General features: G+C 70.2%; 13 protein-coding genes. 8 read left to right on the top strand and 5 right to left on the bottom strand.

Annotated elements, in window-relative coordinates; translation table 11 throughout:
* Nucleotides 1-55 precede the first annotated feature (55 nt).
* Nucleotides 56-1,498 (bottom strand): uridine transporter UriT, encoded by a 1,443-nt coding sequence (gene uriT, locus DY245_RS06190; RefSeq protein WP_128504353.1) that lies wholly within the window; start codon nucleotides 1,496-1,498, stop codon nucleotides 56-58.
* Nucleotides 1,495-2,442 carry a uridine-preferring nucleoside hydrolase UriH gene (uriH, locus tag DY245_RS06185; RefSeq protein ID WP_128504378.1) on the bottom strand — a complete coding sequence of 316 codons (948 nt, stop codon included), beginning with the start codon at nucleotides 2,440-2,442 and terminating at the stop codon, nucleotides 1,495-1,497. Before uriH ends, uriT begins: the two co-directional genes overlap by 4 nt.
* 321 nt (nucleotides 2,443-2,763) lie before the next feature.
* On the opposite strand from uriH, the gene DY245_RS06180 reads away from it, so the two are divergent.
* The 3 genes from DY245_RS06180 (at nucleotide 2,764) to DY245_RS06170 (ending at nucleotide 5,727) form a co-directional block, all read left to right on the top strand.
* The gene (locus DY245_RS06180; protein ID WP_244942854.1) at nucleotides 2,764-3,789 is read left to right on the top strand and encodes a LacI family DNA-binding transcriptional regulator; all 1,026 of its coding nucleotides are present in this window, start codon (nucleotides 2,764-2,766) and stop codon (nucleotides 3,787-3,789) included.
* 303 nt (nucleotides 3,790-4,092) lie between these two features.
* Nucleotides 4,093-4,623, top strand: coding sequence for a lytic polysaccharide monooxygenase auxiliary activity family 9 protein (locus DY245_RS06175; protein WP_128504351.1), 531 nt, complete (start codon nucleotides 4,093-4,095; stop codon nucleotides 4,621-4,623).
* Between the two features lie 156 nt (nucleotides 4,624-4,779).
* Entirely contained in the window at nucleotides 4,780-5,727 is a 948-nt protein-coding gene (locus tag DY245_RS06170) for a DUF1444 domain-containing protein (protein ID WP_128504374.1), read from the top strand.
* A 182-nt stretch (nucleotides 5,728-5,909) separates the two neighbouring features.
* Here the strand turns inward: DY245_RS06170 and DY245_RS06165 are convergent, their stop codons facing one another.
* Both DY245_RS06165 and DY245_RS06160 read right to left on the bottom strand, forming a co-directional pair.
* Nucleotides 5,910-6,335, bottom strand: a complete 426-nt coding sequence (locus DY245_RS06165) for a DUF779 domain-containing protein (protein WP_128504349.1) — start codon at nucleotides 6,333-6,335, stop codon at nucleotides 5,910-5,912.
* Between the two features lie 251 nt (nucleotides 6,336-6,586).
* Complete coding sequence (locus tag DY245_RS06160) at nucleotides 6,587-7,948, bottom strand: FAD-dependent oxidoreductase (RefSeq protein ID WP_128504347.1); 1,362 nt, start codon at nucleotides 7,946-7,948, stop codon at nucleotides 6,587-6,589.
* Nucleotides 7,949-8,157: 209 nt separating this feature from the next.
* Between DY245_RS06160 and DY245_RS06155 the strand changes: the two genes are divergently transcribed.
* From DY245_RS06155 to DY245_RS06145, 3 genes are all read left to right on the top strand, one after another.
* The gene (locus tag DY245_RS06155; protein WP_128504345.1) at nucleotides 8,158-8,778 is read left to right on the top strand and encodes an L-threonylcarbamoyladenylate synthase; all 621 of its coding nucleotides are present in this window, start codon (nucleotides 8,158-8,160) and stop codon (nucleotides 8,776-8,778) included.
* Between the two features lie 101 nt (nucleotides 8,779-8,879).
* Complete coding sequence (locus DY245_RS06150) at nucleotides 8,880-9,437, top strand: PadR family transcriptional regulator (RefSeq protein ID WP_128504343.1); 558 nt, start codon at nucleotides 8,880-8,882, stop codon at nucleotides 9,435-9,437.
* A 109-nt stretch (nucleotides 9,438-9,546) separates the two neighbouring features.
* A complete protein-coding gene (locus DY245_RS06145; RefSeq protein WP_128504341.1) occupies nucleotides 9,547-11,274 on the top strand; it encodes an acyl-CoA dehydrogenase family protein in 1,728 nt (575 codons plus the stop codon).
* An 85-nt stretch (nucleotides 11,275-11,359) separates the two neighbouring features.
* On the opposite strand, the gene DY245_RS06140 is transcribed toward DY245_RS06145, so the two are convergent.
* Nucleotides 11,360-12,703 carry a PucR family transcriptional regulator gene (locus DY245_RS06140; RefSeq protein WP_244942853.1) on the bottom strand — a complete coding sequence of 448 codons (1,344 nt, stop codon included), beginning with the start codon at nucleotides 12,701-12,703 and terminating at the stop codon, nucleotides 11,360-11,362.
* A 193-nt stretch (nucleotides 12,704-12,896) separates the two neighbouring features.
* Between DY245_RS06140 and DY245_RS06135 the strand changes: the two genes are divergently transcribed.
* Nucleotides 12,897-14,429: a hypothetical protein gene (locus DY245_RS06135; protein ID WP_128504339.1), complete on the top strand. Its 1,533-nt coding sequence runs from the start codon at nucleotides 12,897-12,899 to the stop codon at nucleotides 14,427-14,429.
* A gap of 299 nt (nucleotides 14,430-14,728) precedes the next feature.
* Nucleotides 14,729-16,006 (top strand): MFS transporter, encoded by a 1,278-nt coding sequence (locus tag DY245_RS06130; protein ID WP_128504337.1) that lies wholly within the window; start codon nucleotides 14,729-14,731, stop codon nucleotides 16,004-16,006.
* The last annotated feature ends 58 nt before the right edge of the window (nucleotides 16,007-16,064 follow it).

The following is a 16,064-nucleotide window of genomic DNA, read 5'->3' as shown; positions in this document are numbered from 1 at the left end:
CCGCCGACCGGCGGATCCGGTCGGCGGGCGGCCCCTGTTGCGCGCGGCGGGTGCCTCAGCTCTGTGCTTCGGCCGCCACCGGCTTCGGTATCAGGAAGGACGTCGCGATGGCCGCGGCCAGGATGACCACGCCCGCGATCATGCCGGCGGTGTAGCCACCGGCAGACGCCGGGTCGGCCGGCGAGGCGGCGGTCTTGACCGCGTAGAGCAGCGCGAAGCTCAGGCCCGCACCGAGATTGAACGCGCCCGCGTTCAGGCCCGGCAGGAAGCCCGGGTTGTCGCCGGGGGAGAGGACGATGCCGAGCCCGTTGAGGACGATGTTCGCCACACCCGCGTAGGCGATACCCACCAGGATCGAGGTCACCAGCAGCAGAACGTGCGAGTGGCTGCCCATCGTGAACAGCATCAGGGCGACCGTCGCCACCGAGCCGACCAGACCGAACCGCAGGATGCGCCCGTACCCGAAGGTGGCGGCGAGACGGCCGGCCAGCGGGCCCATCGCGAGTCCGGCGAGCGCGTACGGGGACAGCGTCCACCACGCGGACTGCTCGGCGCTCATGCCGAGACCGGCCTGGGCGTCCTGGGCGAAGGCCGGGATCAGCCCGTTCATGACGGCGAACACACCGGTCATGGTGAGCACGGTGGTCAGCAGGGTGGCCCAGGTCGCGCGCTGTTTGAGGTGCCGCGTCGCGACCAGCGGGTGCGCGCTGCGGTTCTCGGTGCGCCAGAAGAGCGCGAAGGCGGCCGCGGCCAGCACCACGAGGACGGCGATCAGCGGCCGGTCGGCGGCGGCGAGCTTGCCCGCCTCGTTGAGCGCGGTCAGCAGCGAGCCGACCGAGACGACGAGCAGGGCGACGCCCGGCCAGTCCATACGGCTCGCCGCGGCCGCCTTGGACTCGGGGGTCAGGGTGGCGACCAGGACGGCGGCAAGGGCCGCGACGACCGCCATCGCCCAGAAGACCGATCCGAAGCCGTGGTTGTCGGCGAGGTAGCCGCCCGCGAGAGAGTCGACACCGGCGATACCGCCGTTGACGGCGGTGATCACGCCGAGCAGGGTGCCGTACCGCTTCGGCTCCTGTACTTCCACCCGCAGCATGATCAGGCACAGCGGGACGACCGGACCGCACACACCCTGGATGATCCGGCCGGCGAACAGCATCGGCACGCTGGTCGCCAGCGCGGCGATCACACACCCGACGACCATCAGGCCGAGCATGCCGGCCAGCACCCGGCGGCGGCCGATGACATCGCCCAGCCGTGGGAGGAAGAGCGAGAACAGGGCCGCCGAGGTGAAGAACGCGGTCTGGGTCAGGCCTATCTCGGCGGAGCTGGCGCCGAGGGTGTCCTCGATGTTCTTCAGCGCGGGGCTGAGCATGCTGGCGTTGAGCTGGAAGGCGAAGCACGCCGCGAGCAGAGCGGCGACCAGCACGCCTATCCGGACGCCGGACCCGCCGCCGTCCGTCACCTCGACGGGGCGCTGTGTGGTGGAGATGTTCATGCCTCGATGTCGCCGATCCGTTCGAGCGCGTCCACGACGAGGTTCCAGAACCGCTCGTGGTCGAGGGTGACCGCGACCTGGGTGGTGCAGTCGGCCGGAGCGGGCGCACGGAAGTCCGTCACGGTCATCCCGAGCGTCAGCGCGCCGCGCAGCTCGATGTCCACGGGGGCCTTGCGAACGGTCATCACGTCCGGGTCGATGACATAGGCGACCGCGCAGGGGTCGTGCACCGGCGGGTGCTCGAAGCCCTGGTTCTCCCGGTAGGCCTCGCGGAAGAAGTCCAGCAGCTCCAGGACGAATGTCGCGGGCTTGGTGCCGACCGCGGCGATCTTCTCCTCGACCGCGGGCGTCGCGAGCGCCTGGTGCGTGAGGTCCAGACCGACCATGGTGACCGGCCACTTCTCGTTGAAGACGATGTGCGCGGCCTCGGGGTCGATGATGATGTTGAACTCGGCGACCGCGCTCCAGTTGCCCTCGTGGAAGCCGCCGCCCATCAGGACGACCTCGCGCACCCGCTCGACGATGCGCGGCTCCTTGCGCGCGGCCAGCGCGATGTTGGTCAGCCCGGCCGTCGGGACGATGGTGATCTCGCCGGGCTCGTGCGACATGACCGTGTCGATGATCAGGTCGACGGCGTGCCGGCGGTCCAGCTCGATGGTCGGCTCGGGCAGGTCGGGGCCGTCCAGCCCGGTCTCGCCGTGGATGTCCGGTGCCGTCTCGATGGCCCGCACCAGCGGACGCGGGCAGCCGGCGGCGAAGGGCACGCCGGTGATCCCGGCGATGCGCGCCACAGACAGGGCGTTACGGGTCACCTTCTCCAGCGTCTGGTTCCCGACCACGGTCGTGACGGCGACCAGCTCGACGTCGGGATTGCCGTGCGCCAGGAGCATGGCGATCGCATCGTCGTGCCCCGGGTCGCAGTCGAGGATGATCTTTCTGGCCAACGGAAGAGCCCCTTCGCTCTGCTGCTCGGTGAAGCGGTGGTGAAAGTGGTGGTGTGTGCGGGCCGACATGGGCTCCGGCGCACAGCCGCGCCCGGCGGTCACCCATGGCGAGCCCGGGCGGGGAGTCAGCGGCGAGCGAGCAGCATGGGAAAACGTTCTCCGGAAACTTGACCCATGGACCTGCCGGTTGTCAATGGTTCAATCGCTGCTCTTTCCGGCGTTATCGGGACGATGGGTACGGATGACGGCCCGGCAATCCGGCTGTGACGGGACAACGTTTGCCGCGTGGGAAACGGGGCGTATGCTCCCTCCGGTTCGGGCGTGCCGAGCGAAGGGAACCGGGAGACGGTGGCCGAAGTCACGTTGAGAGAGGTCGCGCTGGCGTCGGGCTGCTCCATTGCCACGGTCTCCCGTGTGCTGGCCGGCACCCGCCCGGTCGGCGCCGAGACCGCGCGCACCGTACGCGCGGCGGCCGAGCGGCTGGGCTACCGGCCCAACCATGTGGCCCGCGCCCTGCGCAGCCGCTCCACCGGCACCGTCGGACTCGTCCTGCCGCAGATCACCAACCCTTTCTTCCCCTCCCTGGTGCGGGAGCTGGAGCACGCCCTGCACGCCGAGGGGCGGGCGGTCCTCCTCGCCGACTGTGACGACGACCCGGTCATCGAGGCGGCCCGGATCGGCGCGTTCCTGGGGCGGCAGGTCGACGCCCTGCTGCTGATACCGGTCGATGAGCGGCGCAGCCGGGAGGCGGTGGCGAGCGCGGCCGCCCAGGTGCCGCTGGTGCTGCTCGACCGCGGCTGCGGCCCCGGCGTGGCCGACTCCGTCGCCGTCGACAATGCGGCCGGTATGGCCCTCGTCCTTGACCATCTGGCCGCCACGGGCCGCCGTCGCCCCTGCTTCATCGGAGCGGCCGGGACCGCCTCCGCGGCGGTCGAGCGGCGCGCCGCGTACGAGGCGGGAGCCGCGGCGCTGGACCCGGCGGCCCCCGGACGCATCGAACTCGGTGACTTCTCGGTGGAGTGGGGGCGGGCCGCCGTGGACCTCCTCTGGCCGTCGAGGCCGGACGCCGTGATCTGCGCCAATGACCTGATCGCGGCCGGTGCGCTGCAGCGGCTGCGGCAGCTGGGCGCGGACGTACCGGGCGAGGTCGCCGTCACCGGCTTCGACGACATCCCGCTCGCCGGTCTCGCCGATCCCGCACTGACCACCGTCCGCCAGCCCGTCGGCGAACTCGCCGCCGAGGCCGCCCGGTTGCTGGCCCGACGGCCGGCCGGGGGAGTGCGGGGACCACGCCGCACGGTCCGCCTCGCCCCCGAGCTCGTGATACGCGCCTCCAGCGACGCCTGATCGCCGCCTGATCGCCGTCCGTCGCCGCTTCGCCCGGATCCTCAGGAAGCCGCTGCCCAGGGAGCCTTGAGGGTGCGGTGTCCGGCCCACCACTTCACCCCACCGCCTCGTGGGGTGGGCCAGGAAGCCGTCGCGCCCCTTGACCGTACGCGGTCAGCGAGTAAAGTCTAGACCAATTGGCATACACCCTCGCGTCATCCACCCCCCACTCAACGAGGCCTGCCGGGGCGGACTTTCGACGCCGCGGCGGCGTCGGGTCCCCTGTTCTCGCGTGGCGGCCTCCCCCCTCGCGAAAGGGTTGACATGGACAGGAAGAGAAGGCTGGCCCTCGCCATCGGTGCGGGAATCGCCCCGCTGCTCGTCGTCACCATGCCGGTCGGTCCGGCCGGCGCACACGGCTATGTGTCCTCGCCGCCCAGCAGGCAGGCGCAGTGTGCCGCCGGCACCATCGAGTGCGGTCCGATCAAGTGGGAGCCGCAGAGTGTCGAAGGCCCCAAGGGGCTGACCAGCTGTAGCGGCGGCAACAGCCAGTTCGCCGACCTCGACGACGACTCCAAGGGGTGGCGGGTCACCCCGATCGGCAGCTCCCAGGCCTTCAGCTGGAAGCTGACGGCGCGTCACGCCACCAGTACCTGGCAGTACTTCATCGGCGGAAAGAAGGTCGCCGAGTTCAACGACGGCGGTGCACGCCCGCCCGAGACCGTCACCCACACCGTCAACTTCGGCGGCATCACCGGCAGGCAGAAGATCCTCGCGGTCTGGAACGTCGCCGATACCGCCAATGCCTTCTACGCCTGCATCGACGTCACCATCGGCGGCCAGGGTCGGTCCTGACCCGCCCCACCCCATCCGTTCCGCCTCGTCCCTCCCGTCCCCACCACCTCGCCGCCCTGGGCCGGTCACGGCAGCAGAGCGGCGAGGTCGGCGGGCGCACCCGTTACGATCGGCCCATTCATGGCCGTTGTTCGTGGCCGCTGCCAGGAGGAAGAGATGGGCCTGTTCCGCCGAGGACCGAAGCGGGATTCCCGCGACCTGGCACGCGATGGGGAGTTCAGCTTCTTCTCCGAGCGGGAAGGCGGCGTCTTCAGATCACAGGTCCGGCAGGCCTTCGCGGAACAGGGCCTGGAGGTCACCGCGTACGCGGGGGTGGTCACCGACTCCGCGGGCCGTCAGTTCGGCCTCGGCAACCTCGCCGCGGTGTGCCACCGCGACCGGCGCGGCGAACGCAGCTGGCCCGGGCTGATCAGGGATCACGTCGGCAAGGTGCTGCGCACGATGGACGGCCCGCAGCCGCTCGACATCCTCAGCGAGGACGAGATCCGGGCCTGCCTCTACCCCCGCGTCGTCGCCCAGGAGACGCTGCCCGCCTCGGACTCCTTCCGCTACGGCCACGAGCCGGCGCCCGGTCTGCGGGAGGTGCTCGCGCTCGATCTGCCCGAGGCGGTGCAGATGCTGAGCGAGGACTCCCTGACCGACCTCGGGAACGTGGCCGAGCTGCGGATCCGGGCGATGAACAATCTGCGCGCACTGCCCGTCGAAGGGCATGAGACGGTGCGCCGCGGCGACGGTTCGGCGTTCGAGGTGCTGCTCGGCGACTCCTTCTTCACCGCGAGCCGGGTGCTGGTGCTGGACGAGCTGGTGCAGCGGATCATGGGGACCGAGCTCACCTCGGACGGTGCGCTGGTCGCCATGCCCTTCCGGCATCAGCTGGCGTTCCACCGGATCCACGATGCCCAGGTCATCCCGGCGTTGCAGGCCATGGCCCAGTTCGCGGCGGCCGGCCACGAGGATGCCGCGGGCGCCATCAGCCCCAATGTGTTCTGGTGGCGCCGGGGCGTGATGACCCCGCTGAGCGAGCGCGACGGCGACGGGCTGCGGGTCGTGGTGGACGGGGACTTCCAGGAGATGCTGGAGCGGTTGGTGCGGGACGAAGCCTGACAGCCGGCGGGCCCGGAAAGCCGGGTGGGCGAGGCCCGCAGGCACCGCTCACAGGCCGCACAAGATTTTTGTGCGGAATCTTCAGGACGGGGGAACCCGCGCCACCGTCCGCCCGTTCTTATAAGTGAGGCCCCACGCTCTCCCCCGTGCGTGGGGCCTCACTGCTGCGCAGGGGCCGCCGCTCAGTCCCCGAGCCGGACCCGCTCCTCGTCGGTGAACAACCGCGAGCGGATCAGAAAGCGGACCCCCTCCGGCGCCTCCAGGGAGAAGCCGCTGCCGCGCCCCGGTACGACGTCCACCGTCAGATGCGTATGCCGCCAGCGTGCGAACTGGTCCGCCGACATCCAGAACCCCACCGGCTCCGGCACGCCCTCCACGGCCAGCCGGGCCAGCAGCACATCCGACGATCCCGTACGGAATTCCCCGGCCGGGTAGCACATGGGGGCGCTGCCGTCGCAGCAGCCGCCGGACTGGTGGAACATCAGCGGACCATGCTGATCACGCAGCAGGCGCAGCAGTTCGGTCGCCGCCGCGGTGAGCGCGATACGCGAGGCGCCCTCCGGATCCGTGGCGTCCTGAGCGGTCGCGCCCCGTCCGTCGCCGCCCATCAGAAGTGGCCCAGCTTCTTCGCGGAGCGGCTGACCAGCAGGTTCTCGGTCTCATCTCGGTACACCTGTCGTTCCTCCCTTGCCCGGCCCACATATGTCCAGTTGCCCGGGGCGACGGCGAGCCGGCCCGGAACCGTCCCGGATCACGGTCGCCGAACCGCCACAGTGCCGGTGGACCCAGTTAACTCCCGGCAACGTTGCGAGGTGGTTGCATCCGATGGCGCGTCCCGACGCGGCGCCGACCCAACCTGTTACGCCTCGCTCGCGCGCAGCATCCCCTCGCGGTCGACGATCTTCACGCGCTCCCGGCCCTCCGCAGCGCCGAGCGCGCGCTCCGCCTCGTCCAGGTGGTGCCAGCCCTCCCAGGTCGTATAGCGCACATTCCCGCTGTCGAGGAACGCGACGACCGCCTCGGGGCCGGGCGCGGCGGGCGTGTGCAGCCGGCCGTTGCTGTGGTCGTCCAGGAGATGGGCCACCGTCTCGTTGGCATCGCCCTTGGTGTGGCCGATGAGGCCGACCGGGCCACGCTTGATCCAGCCGGTGACATACGTCGACCGCAGATGCTCTCCGCCCTCGATGACCCGGCCGCCCTCGTGCGGCACGGTGCCGGTGCCGAAGTCGAAGGGGAGCTTGGGCAGTTCCTCGGACAGATAGCCGACCGCCCGGTACACCGCCTGTACGTCCCAGGTGTGCATCTCGCCGGTGCCGGTCACATTGCCGGTGCCGTCGAGCTGCGTACGCTCGGTGCGCACCCCCACGACCTTGCCGTCCTCGCCGACGACCTCGACGGGGGACTCGAAGAAGTGCAGGAACAGCTTGTGCGGCCGGCCGCCGATGTCCCTGATCGCCCAGTTCTCCAGCGTCTTGGCGACCATGTCGGCCTGCTTGTTGGCGCGCCGGGTGGCGATCGAGCCCTCGTCGTAGTCGATGTCCTCGGGGTAGACGATGACCTCGATGGTGGGGGAGTGGTCGAGCTCGCGCAGCTCCATGGGGCTGAACTTGGCCTGTGCGGGCCCGCGCCGTCCGAAGACGTGCACCTCGACGGCCTTGTTCGCGGCGAGTCCGTCGTAGACGTTCGGCGGTATCTCCGTCGGCAGCAGCTCGTCCGCGGTCTTGGCGAGTATCCGGGCCACGTCGAGCGCCACATTGCCGACGCCGAGTACGGCCACCTTCTCGGCCTCCAGCGGCCAGGTGCGGGCGACGTCCGGATGCCCGTCGTACCAGGACACGAAGTCCGCCGCACCGTACGAGCCGTCGAGGTCGATGCCGGGTATGCCGAGCGCGCGGTCGGCGTTCGCGCCGGTGGAGAAGATCACCGCGTCGTAGAACGCGCGCAGATCGTCGAGGCCGATGTCGTTCGGGTAGTCGACGTTTCCGAACAGGCGGATCTGCGGCTTGTCGAGCACCTGGTGCAGCGCCGTGACGATGCCCTTGATGCGCGGGTGGTCGGGGGCGACGCCGTACCGGATCAGCCCGAACGGGGCGGGCAGCCGCTCGAAGATGTCGATGGACACCCCCGGCTCGGCAGCGGCCTCGGACTTCAGCAGCGCGTCGGCGGCGTAGATCCCGGCGGGTCCGGCTCCGACGATGGCTACCCGCAGGGGGCGGGGCATGACTGGTTCCCTTCGAACGGCGACGGCTGTCTCGGTCGCCAGCCTCGCAACGAATTGCCTGGTCAGGTACCTGGCTCGGATCTATGACCTCATAAGTGACGCTTATGGGTGCTCAAAGGTTTGCTTGATGAGGGCGCGGGGGCGGGCCCGGCGCGGCGGCAGCGTCCGCGGGCCGGGGCGCGGGGGTCCTGATCACGTACGCTCGGCGGATGGCGAAGTATTTTGACGTACACCCCGAGAATCCTCAGCGGCGCACCATCAGCACGGTGGCCGACAGTATCCGCTCCGGCGCGCTCGTCGCGTACCCGACGGACTCCTGCTTCGCATTGGGGTGCCAGCTGGGCAGCCGCGACGGGATCGATCGGATCCGGTCGATCCGGAACCTCGACGACCGTCACCACTTCACCCTCGTGTGCCAGAACTTCGCACAACTGGGGCAGTTCGTGCAGATCGACAACGACGTGTTCCGCGCGATCAAGGCGGCGACGCCCGGCAGTTACACCTTTATCCTCCCCGCGACGAGGGAGGTCCCGCGCCAGCTGCTGCACCCGAAGAAGAAGACGGTCGGAGTCCGGATCCCCGACCATGTCGTCGCCCAGGCCCTGGTCGCCGAGCTCGGCGAGCCGCTGCTCTCCAGCACCCTGCTCCTGCCCGACGAGGAGGAGCCGATGACTCAGGGCTGGGAGATCAAGGAACGGCTCGACCATGTGGTGGACGCCGTCGTCGACTCGGGCGACTGCGGCACCGAGCCGACCACCGTCATCGACTTCTCCGGCGGTGAGGTCGAGATCGTACGCCGAGGGGCGGGCGACGCCTCGCGGTTCGAGTAGCCGCGCCGACGCATCGCCACGTGTGGGTCGGCCGGGTGAGCCGTGTCTCACCGTGGCGGTGCCACTTGTCTATGCAACGAGTTGCATAGAAAGATCGGGGCATGGCGCTCGAACACGCGATCCTCGTCTCTCTGCTGGAGAAGCCGGGCTCCGGCTATGAGCTGTCCCGGCGGTTCGAGCGGTCCATCGGGTACTTCTGGACCGCCACCCATCAGCAGATCTACCGCGTCCTCAAGCGCATGGAGAGCGACGGCTGGATCGACGTCCGCGAGGTGCCGCAGCAGGCCCGGCCGGACAAGAAGGAGTACTCCGTCGCCGCCCTCGGCCGGGACGTCCTCTCCCAGTGGCTCCATGAGCCGATCGAACCCGAGAGCGTCCGGCACGAGCTCGCCGTGAAGATCCGCGGCGCGGCCTTCGACGATCCCGCCGCGCTGATCCGCGAGGTCGAGCGGCACCACCAGGCGCACACCGACCGGCTCGCGCACTATCTCGCGGGGGAGCGGCGCGACTTCACCGGGCCAAAGGCCCCCGCGACGCCCGACGCCGGGCAGCAGCTCCAGCATGTGGTGCTGCGCGGCGGCATCGCGTACGAGCGGATGACGCTCGCCTGGCTCGACGATGTACTCGACACCCTCCGCCGGCTCGGTCCCGAGCGCTGACGCGGCGTCGACGCGCCACCCGCCCGGCCGGACCCCGCCGTTCACCGTCACGCATCTGAAGCTTTCCGCCCACCAACCCTCAACCTCCAAGCCGGAAAGGCGAACCTCCATGGCCGACCCGCTGCTGTTCAACCCGCGCACCTACGACCCGGCGCACTTCGACCCCGAGACCCGCAGGCTGCTGCGCGCCACCGTCGACTGGTTCGAGGACCGCGGTAAGCGCAAGCTGATCGAGGACTACCGCTCCCGCGCCTGGCTGGCGGACTTCCTCGCGTTCTCCGCCAAGGAAGGGCTGTTCGCGACCTTCCTCACGCCCGCCTCCGCCGCCGACGGGCAGCAGGACAAGCGCTGGGACACCGCCCGGATAGCCGCCCTCAACGAGATCTTCGGCTTCTACGGGCTCGACTACTGGTACGCATGGCAGGTCACCATCCTCGGCCTCGGCCCGGTCTGGCAGAGCGACAACGCCGCCGCTCGCACCCGCGCGGCCGAACTCCTCTCCCAGGGTGAGGTGCTCGCCTTCGGCCTGTCCGAGAAGGCCCACGGCGCCGACATCTACTCCACCGATATGCTGCTGGAGCCGGACGTCGACGGTGCCGGCGGCTTCCGGGCCAGCGGCTCCAAGTACTACATCGGCAACGGCAACGCCGCCGGGCTCGTCTCCGTCTTCGGCCGCCGCACCGACATCGAGGGCCCGGACGGCTATGTCTTCTTCGCCGCCGACAGCCGCCACCCGGCGTACCACCTCGTGAAGAACGTCGTCGACTCCTCGAAGTACGTCAGCGAGTTCCGACTCGACAACTACCCGGTCGGCCCCGACGACGTACTGCACACCGGCCGCGCCGCCTTCGACGCCGCCCTCAACACCGTCAACGTCGGCAAGTTCAACCTCTGCACCGCCTCGATCGGCATCTGCGAGCACGCGATGTACGAGGCCGTCACCCACGCGCACACCCGCATCCTCTACGGCCGTCCCGTCACCGCCTTCCCGCACGTGCGCCGCGAGCTGACCGATGCATATGCCCGCCTCGTCGGGATGAAGCTGTTCAGCGACCGCGCCGTCGACTACTTCCGCTCCGCCGGCCCCGACGACCGCCGCTACCTCCTCTTCAACCCGATGACGAAGATGAAGGTGACCACCGAGGGCGAGAAGGTCATCGACCTGATGTGGGACGTCATCGCGGCCAAGGGCTTCGAGAAGGACACCTACTTCGCCCAGGCCGCATCCGAGATCCGCGGGCTGCCGAAGCTGGAGGGCACGGTCCACGTCAACCTCGCGCTGATCCTCAAGTTCATGCGCAACCACCTGCTGGACCCGGCCGAGTACGCGCCCGTGCCGACCCGCCTCGACGCGGCCGACGATGCGTTCCTCTTCCGGCAGGGACCGGCCCGCGGTCTGGGCTCCGTACGCTTCCACGACTGGCGCATCGCCTACGACGCCTATGCCGAGGTGCCCAACGTCGGCCGCTTCCGCGAGCAGGCAAACGCCCTGTGCGAGTTCGTCACCACCGCCGCCCCCGGCGAGGAGCAGAGCCGTGACCTCGACCTTCTGCTCGCCGTCGGCCAGCTGTTCGCGCTGGTCGTGCACGGCCAGCTGATCCTGGAGCAGGCGCGCCTGACCGGCCTGGAGGAGGACGTGCTGGACGAACTGTTCGCCGTCCTCGTCCGCGACTTCTCCGCGCACGCCGTCGAGCTGCACGGCAAGGACTCCGCCACCGCGGAACAGCAGCGCTGGGCGCTGGACGCGGTCCGGCGCCCGGTCGTCGACGACGCCCGCTCCCAGCGTGTCTGGGAGCGCGTCGAGGCACTGGCCGGGGCGTACGAGATGGCGCCGTAACAACGGTCCGAAGGCCGGGACCGGCAGGCGCAGCCGACATCCGTGAGAGTCGGCCGCGCCTGCCGGCAGCGGCTGGGTGTGCGCCTCAGCTCGCCGGACCGTGGATCAGACGGTGGGTCAGCGCCCACCAGATCTCCGCGAGATCGGCCGGGTCGCGCAGGCTGCTTCCGGTGATCTCCTCGAAGCGCCGCAGCCGGTTGCGCAGGGTGTTGGGGTGGACGTAGAGGGTCCGCGCGGCGGCCTCCAGGCGCAGCCCCTGCCGTAGGTAGGCGGCCGCGGCCTCCTCCAACTGGGCACCGTCCTCGCCCCGTTCGGCCAGCGGCGCCAGGCGCAGACGTACCAGCTGCTCGCCGACGTCCGGCATGGCCACGACCGTGGCCCGCAGCCCCAGTTCGTCGCGGGTGAACGCGCCGACGAGCCCGGAGCCGACGGCGGCGCGGAGCGCCTGGGTGGCCCGGGTGAATTCCTTGGCGAGTCCGGACGCGGGCGCCGGGGCGCCCAGCCCCACGACCAGGCTGTGGCACAGTCCGCCCGGACGTCCGACCAGCAGCCCCGCCACATCCCCGTCCACGGTCGTGACCAGGGGCTTCCCCGCGGTGTCCAGGGCGAGCCAGGGGCGCAGCAGATCGATGGTGCGGGCGAGGGCGCGGTCATCGGAGTCGGAGTCGGAGCCGGAGTGGGACTGGGCGGGGACGCGCGGGGCGGGATCGGGCCCGGGAACGCCGGGCAGCCGCGCGCGGAAGGGGAGGCGCAGGACGTTCTGGTCGTATGCGCAGTCCGTCGCCCCGTCATCGGGGTGGCCGTCGGCCCGGCAGTCGTCGGCCGGGCGGACATCGGGCTGCCCGGTGTCCATCGCAACGCCGCTGAGCGAGGGGTCGTCCCACCGTGCCTCGCCGAGCAGCAGCGCGCGGACCAGCGCTGCCCGCCGGTGGTCCGTCGCCGTCACCGCTCTCGGCTGGAGGCCGGCGCGGCAGCTGCGGACGATGTGCAGGGTATTGGCGTCGGCCCAGGCGCGGAGCGTCTCGGCGATCGGCAGCAGGTCCTCGGCGGTGCCGTGCCGGACCGCCATCTCCTCGCCGAACCGCCGCCAGACGATGTCCGTTCCGATCCGGTAGGCCGTGATGATGTCCTCGACCGGCAACGAGCGGGTCAGGGCCGTTACTTCATCGAGATGCGTGGCCGGGATGTCGTACGTCCGGCCGCCGCGTCCGGCTCCCCGCGGTGACCGGTGGTCCTCGGCGGACCAGCGCTGCACCAGCGCCAGGCCGTTGCGCAGCGACGCCGCCACCCGCGGCCGGAGCTCGTCCGCCGACACCGCCGCGTAGGAGGGGAGTTGGGCCCTGAGGTCGTGAACGACCTCGTCGGTGAGGAGGTCGATTCCGGCGTGCAACGCGGCGACGGCCTCCGGCACCGTTGTGGAAGTCTCCACCCGTCCCCTCCCGACTCGGTGTCTTTCCCCATAGCGAAAGCGATCATTCATCGCCATGCTACGAGGAAGCCGCCCGAACCCCTACAGATGTTCGATCTTGGACGACTTTTGAGCAGCCGTCAGGATCCATCCGCCGTTCGGTACGCGGCCCTGCTTTTCCTCCCCGTGCCACCCCCCATCACCAAGGAATCCCATGGCTGTTTCCTGGCGCCGTATCGCGGTGCCCGCCGCTGCGGTCGGCGTACTCATCCCCGCCGCCCTCGGCACCCACGCACTGCTCTCGGACTCCGACGGCGCCGGCACGTCCCCGGCCGGTATACGGGCCGCCGGGTCCACGAGCCCGGACGCCGTGCCGGACGGCAGTGACGGAGCCGCCGGCCCCGAGGGCGGCGCCGTCGTCGCCAAGCCCTCCGACGCGCCCGCCGGCTCCCACCGTTCGGTCTCCGTGCGGCTCTCGTCGTACGACGCCCACAGCAAGCGGGCGGTGCTGAAGCCGTCCGCCGGCAAGACCGTGCGCACGGGTGATGTCGTCGCCGCCGCGCCCAGCCGGCAGGCCCCCTCCGGTGCGCTGTTCAAGGTGGGCAAGGTCACCGGGTCCCGTGGCGGCGAGGTCCGGGTGAACACCGTCCCCGCGACACTCTCGGAGCTGCTCGGCGAGCAGAAGGTGGACCAGCGCGCGGCGTTGCGGACCGGCGAACTCACCGTCAAGCCGCTCTCGCCCGGCGTCACGGTGCGCAACCCGTCCACCGGCGGCCCGGCCGAGCCGTCCGACGGGGCGAGCACGCCGTCCGACGGGGCGAGCGCTCCCGCCGGTGACGGCCAGGGCGAGGTCTCGCCGAGCCCGTCGGCCTCCGCGTCTGCCTCCGCTTCCGGGGCGATGCGTACCCAGCTCACCCACACCGGGACGCGCGCGGCCCTCACCTCTCCGCGCGGCGCGCTGACGCCCGGTGCGGCGAAGGCGCTCACCACCCTGCGGCTGGGCGTCAATGTGCCGCTGCCCAAGGGTGTGGAGGCGACCGGTAAGTCTCCGGCCCGGCTGTCCGGCGATGTGACGTTCCGGCCCGAGCTGATCTTCCAGTACGAGAAGCGCGGCGGGCTGAACCTGCTGCCGCAGCGCGCGGCCATCGGCCTCGGCGGCTCCTATGCCTACGGATGGCAGGTGCACGGCAAGGTGCGTGGCACCGCCGACACCGGGCAGGTCGCGGTGCCGCTGGCGGCGGTCACCGGGCGGCACGTCTTCTGGGTGGGCCCCGTCCCCGTCGTGGTCAGCACCGAGGTCACCTTCACCTACCGCTTCACCGCGGGCGGGCGCATCGTGCTCGACGCCGATCAGCGCACCTCCGGTGCGTTCGCCGTCGGCGCGCAGTACGACCGCGCGCACGGGTGGCAGCCGCTGCACAAGGCGCAGCAGCAGACCAAGGGCGCCGCTCCCCGGGTCGAGGGCGCGGCCACCGCGACGGCCCGCGTCGGCGTGCAGGCCCAGGTGTTCCTCTACGACACGGCGGGCGTGGGCGGAGATCTGTCCGTCCACCTCACCGGACGGGCCGCGGCGGCCACCGGCGGCGGCACCCCGGCGTGGGCGCTCAGCGCGGGCTACGACCTGAAGACCCAGCTGATGCTGCAACTGAAGATCTTCGGCATCCAGATCGTCGACCTCAGGACCACGCCGTTCGCCCTGCACGACGAACGCAAGCTCTTCGGACACGGGAAGCTGCCTCCCGCCTGAGTGATCGCGCACCACGTGATCGCCGATGTGCAGTGACGCATCACGGGTGCGTGGCCGCGAACAGTTCGTGCCGACGCTCGGCCGGGAGTGGTTTCCCGGCCGAGCGTTCTCCGTGGCTCTGCGCCCGGGCAGTGCTGCACGGTGGAGCCGGACGCGGCACCGCCTCCCCGGGTGACGCAGAACCTCGCCGGCATCGCCGAATCCTTTTCCGCGGCTCTGAGAACTGTGGAATGAGTCCCTGGGGCGAGCGGGGCCGGTAGCGGGTTGACGCGTGCTCAGAGATCTGCCTATAAACCCTTATGGCTGAATCCTCTGAACAGGCCACCGTCGATGAATCCCTTGTGGTTCCCGCGACTTCACTCCGTAACTTATCCGGATTTCGATTCTTCTGGATCTCCCGCACCATTTCAGGACTGGGTTCGGCGATGTCGATGGTGGCATTGCCGGTGCTGGCGTATCAGGTCACGAAGTCACCGGTAGTGGTCTCGCTGGTGGCGGCGGCGGAAACCATCCCCTATGTACTTTTCGGGCTTATCGCGGGTGTGGTGGCGGACCGATTCGATCGCCGCCTTCTTATGACCCTTTCGGATCTGGTCTGTGCGTTCTCCATGGCGAGCATCGTGCTGGCTTCCGCCTTGGGATTCCTCACCCCCTGGCATATCGTCGCGGCCGCGTTGCTGTCGTCCAGCGGTGCCCTGTTCTTCGAGGCAGGCGTCTACGGACTCGTTCCGGCGGTCGTCGGCAAGGAAAATATCGCCCGGGCCAACAGCCTGCTCTACGGGTCCTCGACGGCCGTGCGCATCGCCGGCACGGCGGCCGCCGGCGCACTGATCGCCGCCGTGCAGCCGGCCGGCACCATCGCCCTCGACGCCGTGACCTTCCTCGCCTCCGCCTTCTTCATCAGGGGCATCGGCCCTCGCGCGCCGCAGAGCAGCAGGCCGGCGGCCAAGTGGCCCGGCTACCGAAAGTCGATCAAGGAGGGTCTCCGCTTCCTCTGGGGGCTCCCGACGCTGCGCACCATGACGGTCGTCGGCACCTTGCAGTCGATCTCCGGCGGGGCCATCGTCGGGCAACTCGTCGTCTTCGCGGGCAGCGGTCTGGGGCTCCACGACTCGGATCCACGGATCGGTCTGCTCTACACGGCCTGGAGCGCCGGCGGAATCGGGGGATCCCTCGTGCTGCCGAGGGTGCGGCGACGCATCGGCGCCTTCCAGTTGCTGCTCGTCGCGCTGCCGCTCGGGTCCCTGCTCGGTCTGTTGGTCGTGATGACGACGGACTGGCGCATCGCTCTCGTGGCCATCACCTTGTGGGGAACCGTCTATCTCATGGTCCTGGTGAACACCATGAACTATTCGCAGGAGGTCACTCCTCCGGAAATGCAGAGCCGGGTGAACACGACCAGAAGAACGTTTTCCTCCGGTCTCGGTGTTCCCCTGGGTGCCTTGCTGTCGAGCACGGTGACCACGCATTTCTCCATCCGCGCCGGAATGTTTACAGCGGTTGTCTCCGTCGCGGCCGCGGCACTTCTCGTCTGGGCGGTGCAGATCAAGCGGACAGTTGCTCCAACGCCTTCTTGACCCACGGTCTTTGAGGCCGGGCGCTACTGCCAACGGATCGCACAAAAGCCGAGGGAGG

It is taken from the genome of Streptomyces inhibens, assembly GCF_003389455.1.
GTDB lineage: Bacteria > Actinomycetota > Actinomycetes > Streptomycetales > Streptomycetaceae > Streptomyces > Streptomyces inhibens.
This window is presented reverse-complemented; position numbering and strand designations above follow the sequence as displayed.

Coding starts and splice junctions, on each gene's coding strand:
- DY245_RS06130 (WP_128504337.1), top strand. CDS start 14,729: ATGGCTGAATCCTCTGAACAGGCCACCGTCGATGAATCCCTTGTGGTT.
- DY245_RS06150 (WP_128504343.1), top strand. CDS start 8,880: ATGGCGCTCGAACACGCGATCCTCGTCTCTCTGCTGGAGAAGCCGGGC.
- DY245_RS06175 (WP_128504351.1), top strand. CDS start 4,093: ATGGACAGGAAGAGAAGGCTGGCCCTCGCCATCGGTGCGGGAATCGCC.
- DY245_RS06145 (WP_128504341.1), top strand. CDS start 9,547: ATGGCCGACCCGCTGCTGTTCAACCCGCGCACCTACGACCCGGCGCAC.
- DY245_RS06160 (WP_128504347.1), bottom strand. CDS start 7,948: ATGCCCCGCCCCCTGCGGGTAGCCATCGTCGGAGCCGGACCCGCCGGG.
- DY245_RS06155 (WP_128504345.1), top strand. CDS start 8,158: ATGGCGAAGTATTTTGACGTACACCCCGAGAATCCTCAGCGGCGCACC.
- DY245_RS06165 (WP_128504349.1), bottom strand. CDS start 6,335: ATGGGCGGCGACGGACGGGGCGCGACCGCTCAGGACGCCACGGATCCG.
- DY245_RS06135 (WP_128504339.1), top strand. CDS start 12,897: ATGGCTGTTTCCTGGCGCCGTATCGCGGTGCCCGCCGCTGCGGTCGGC.
- uriT (WP_128504353.1), bottom strand. CDS start 1,498: ATGAACATCTCCACCACACAGCGCCCCGTCGAGGTGACGGACGGCGGC.
- DY245_RS06170 (WP_128504374.1), top strand. CDS start 4,780: ATGGGCCTGTTCCGCCGAGGACCGAAGCGGGATTCCCGCGACCTGGCA.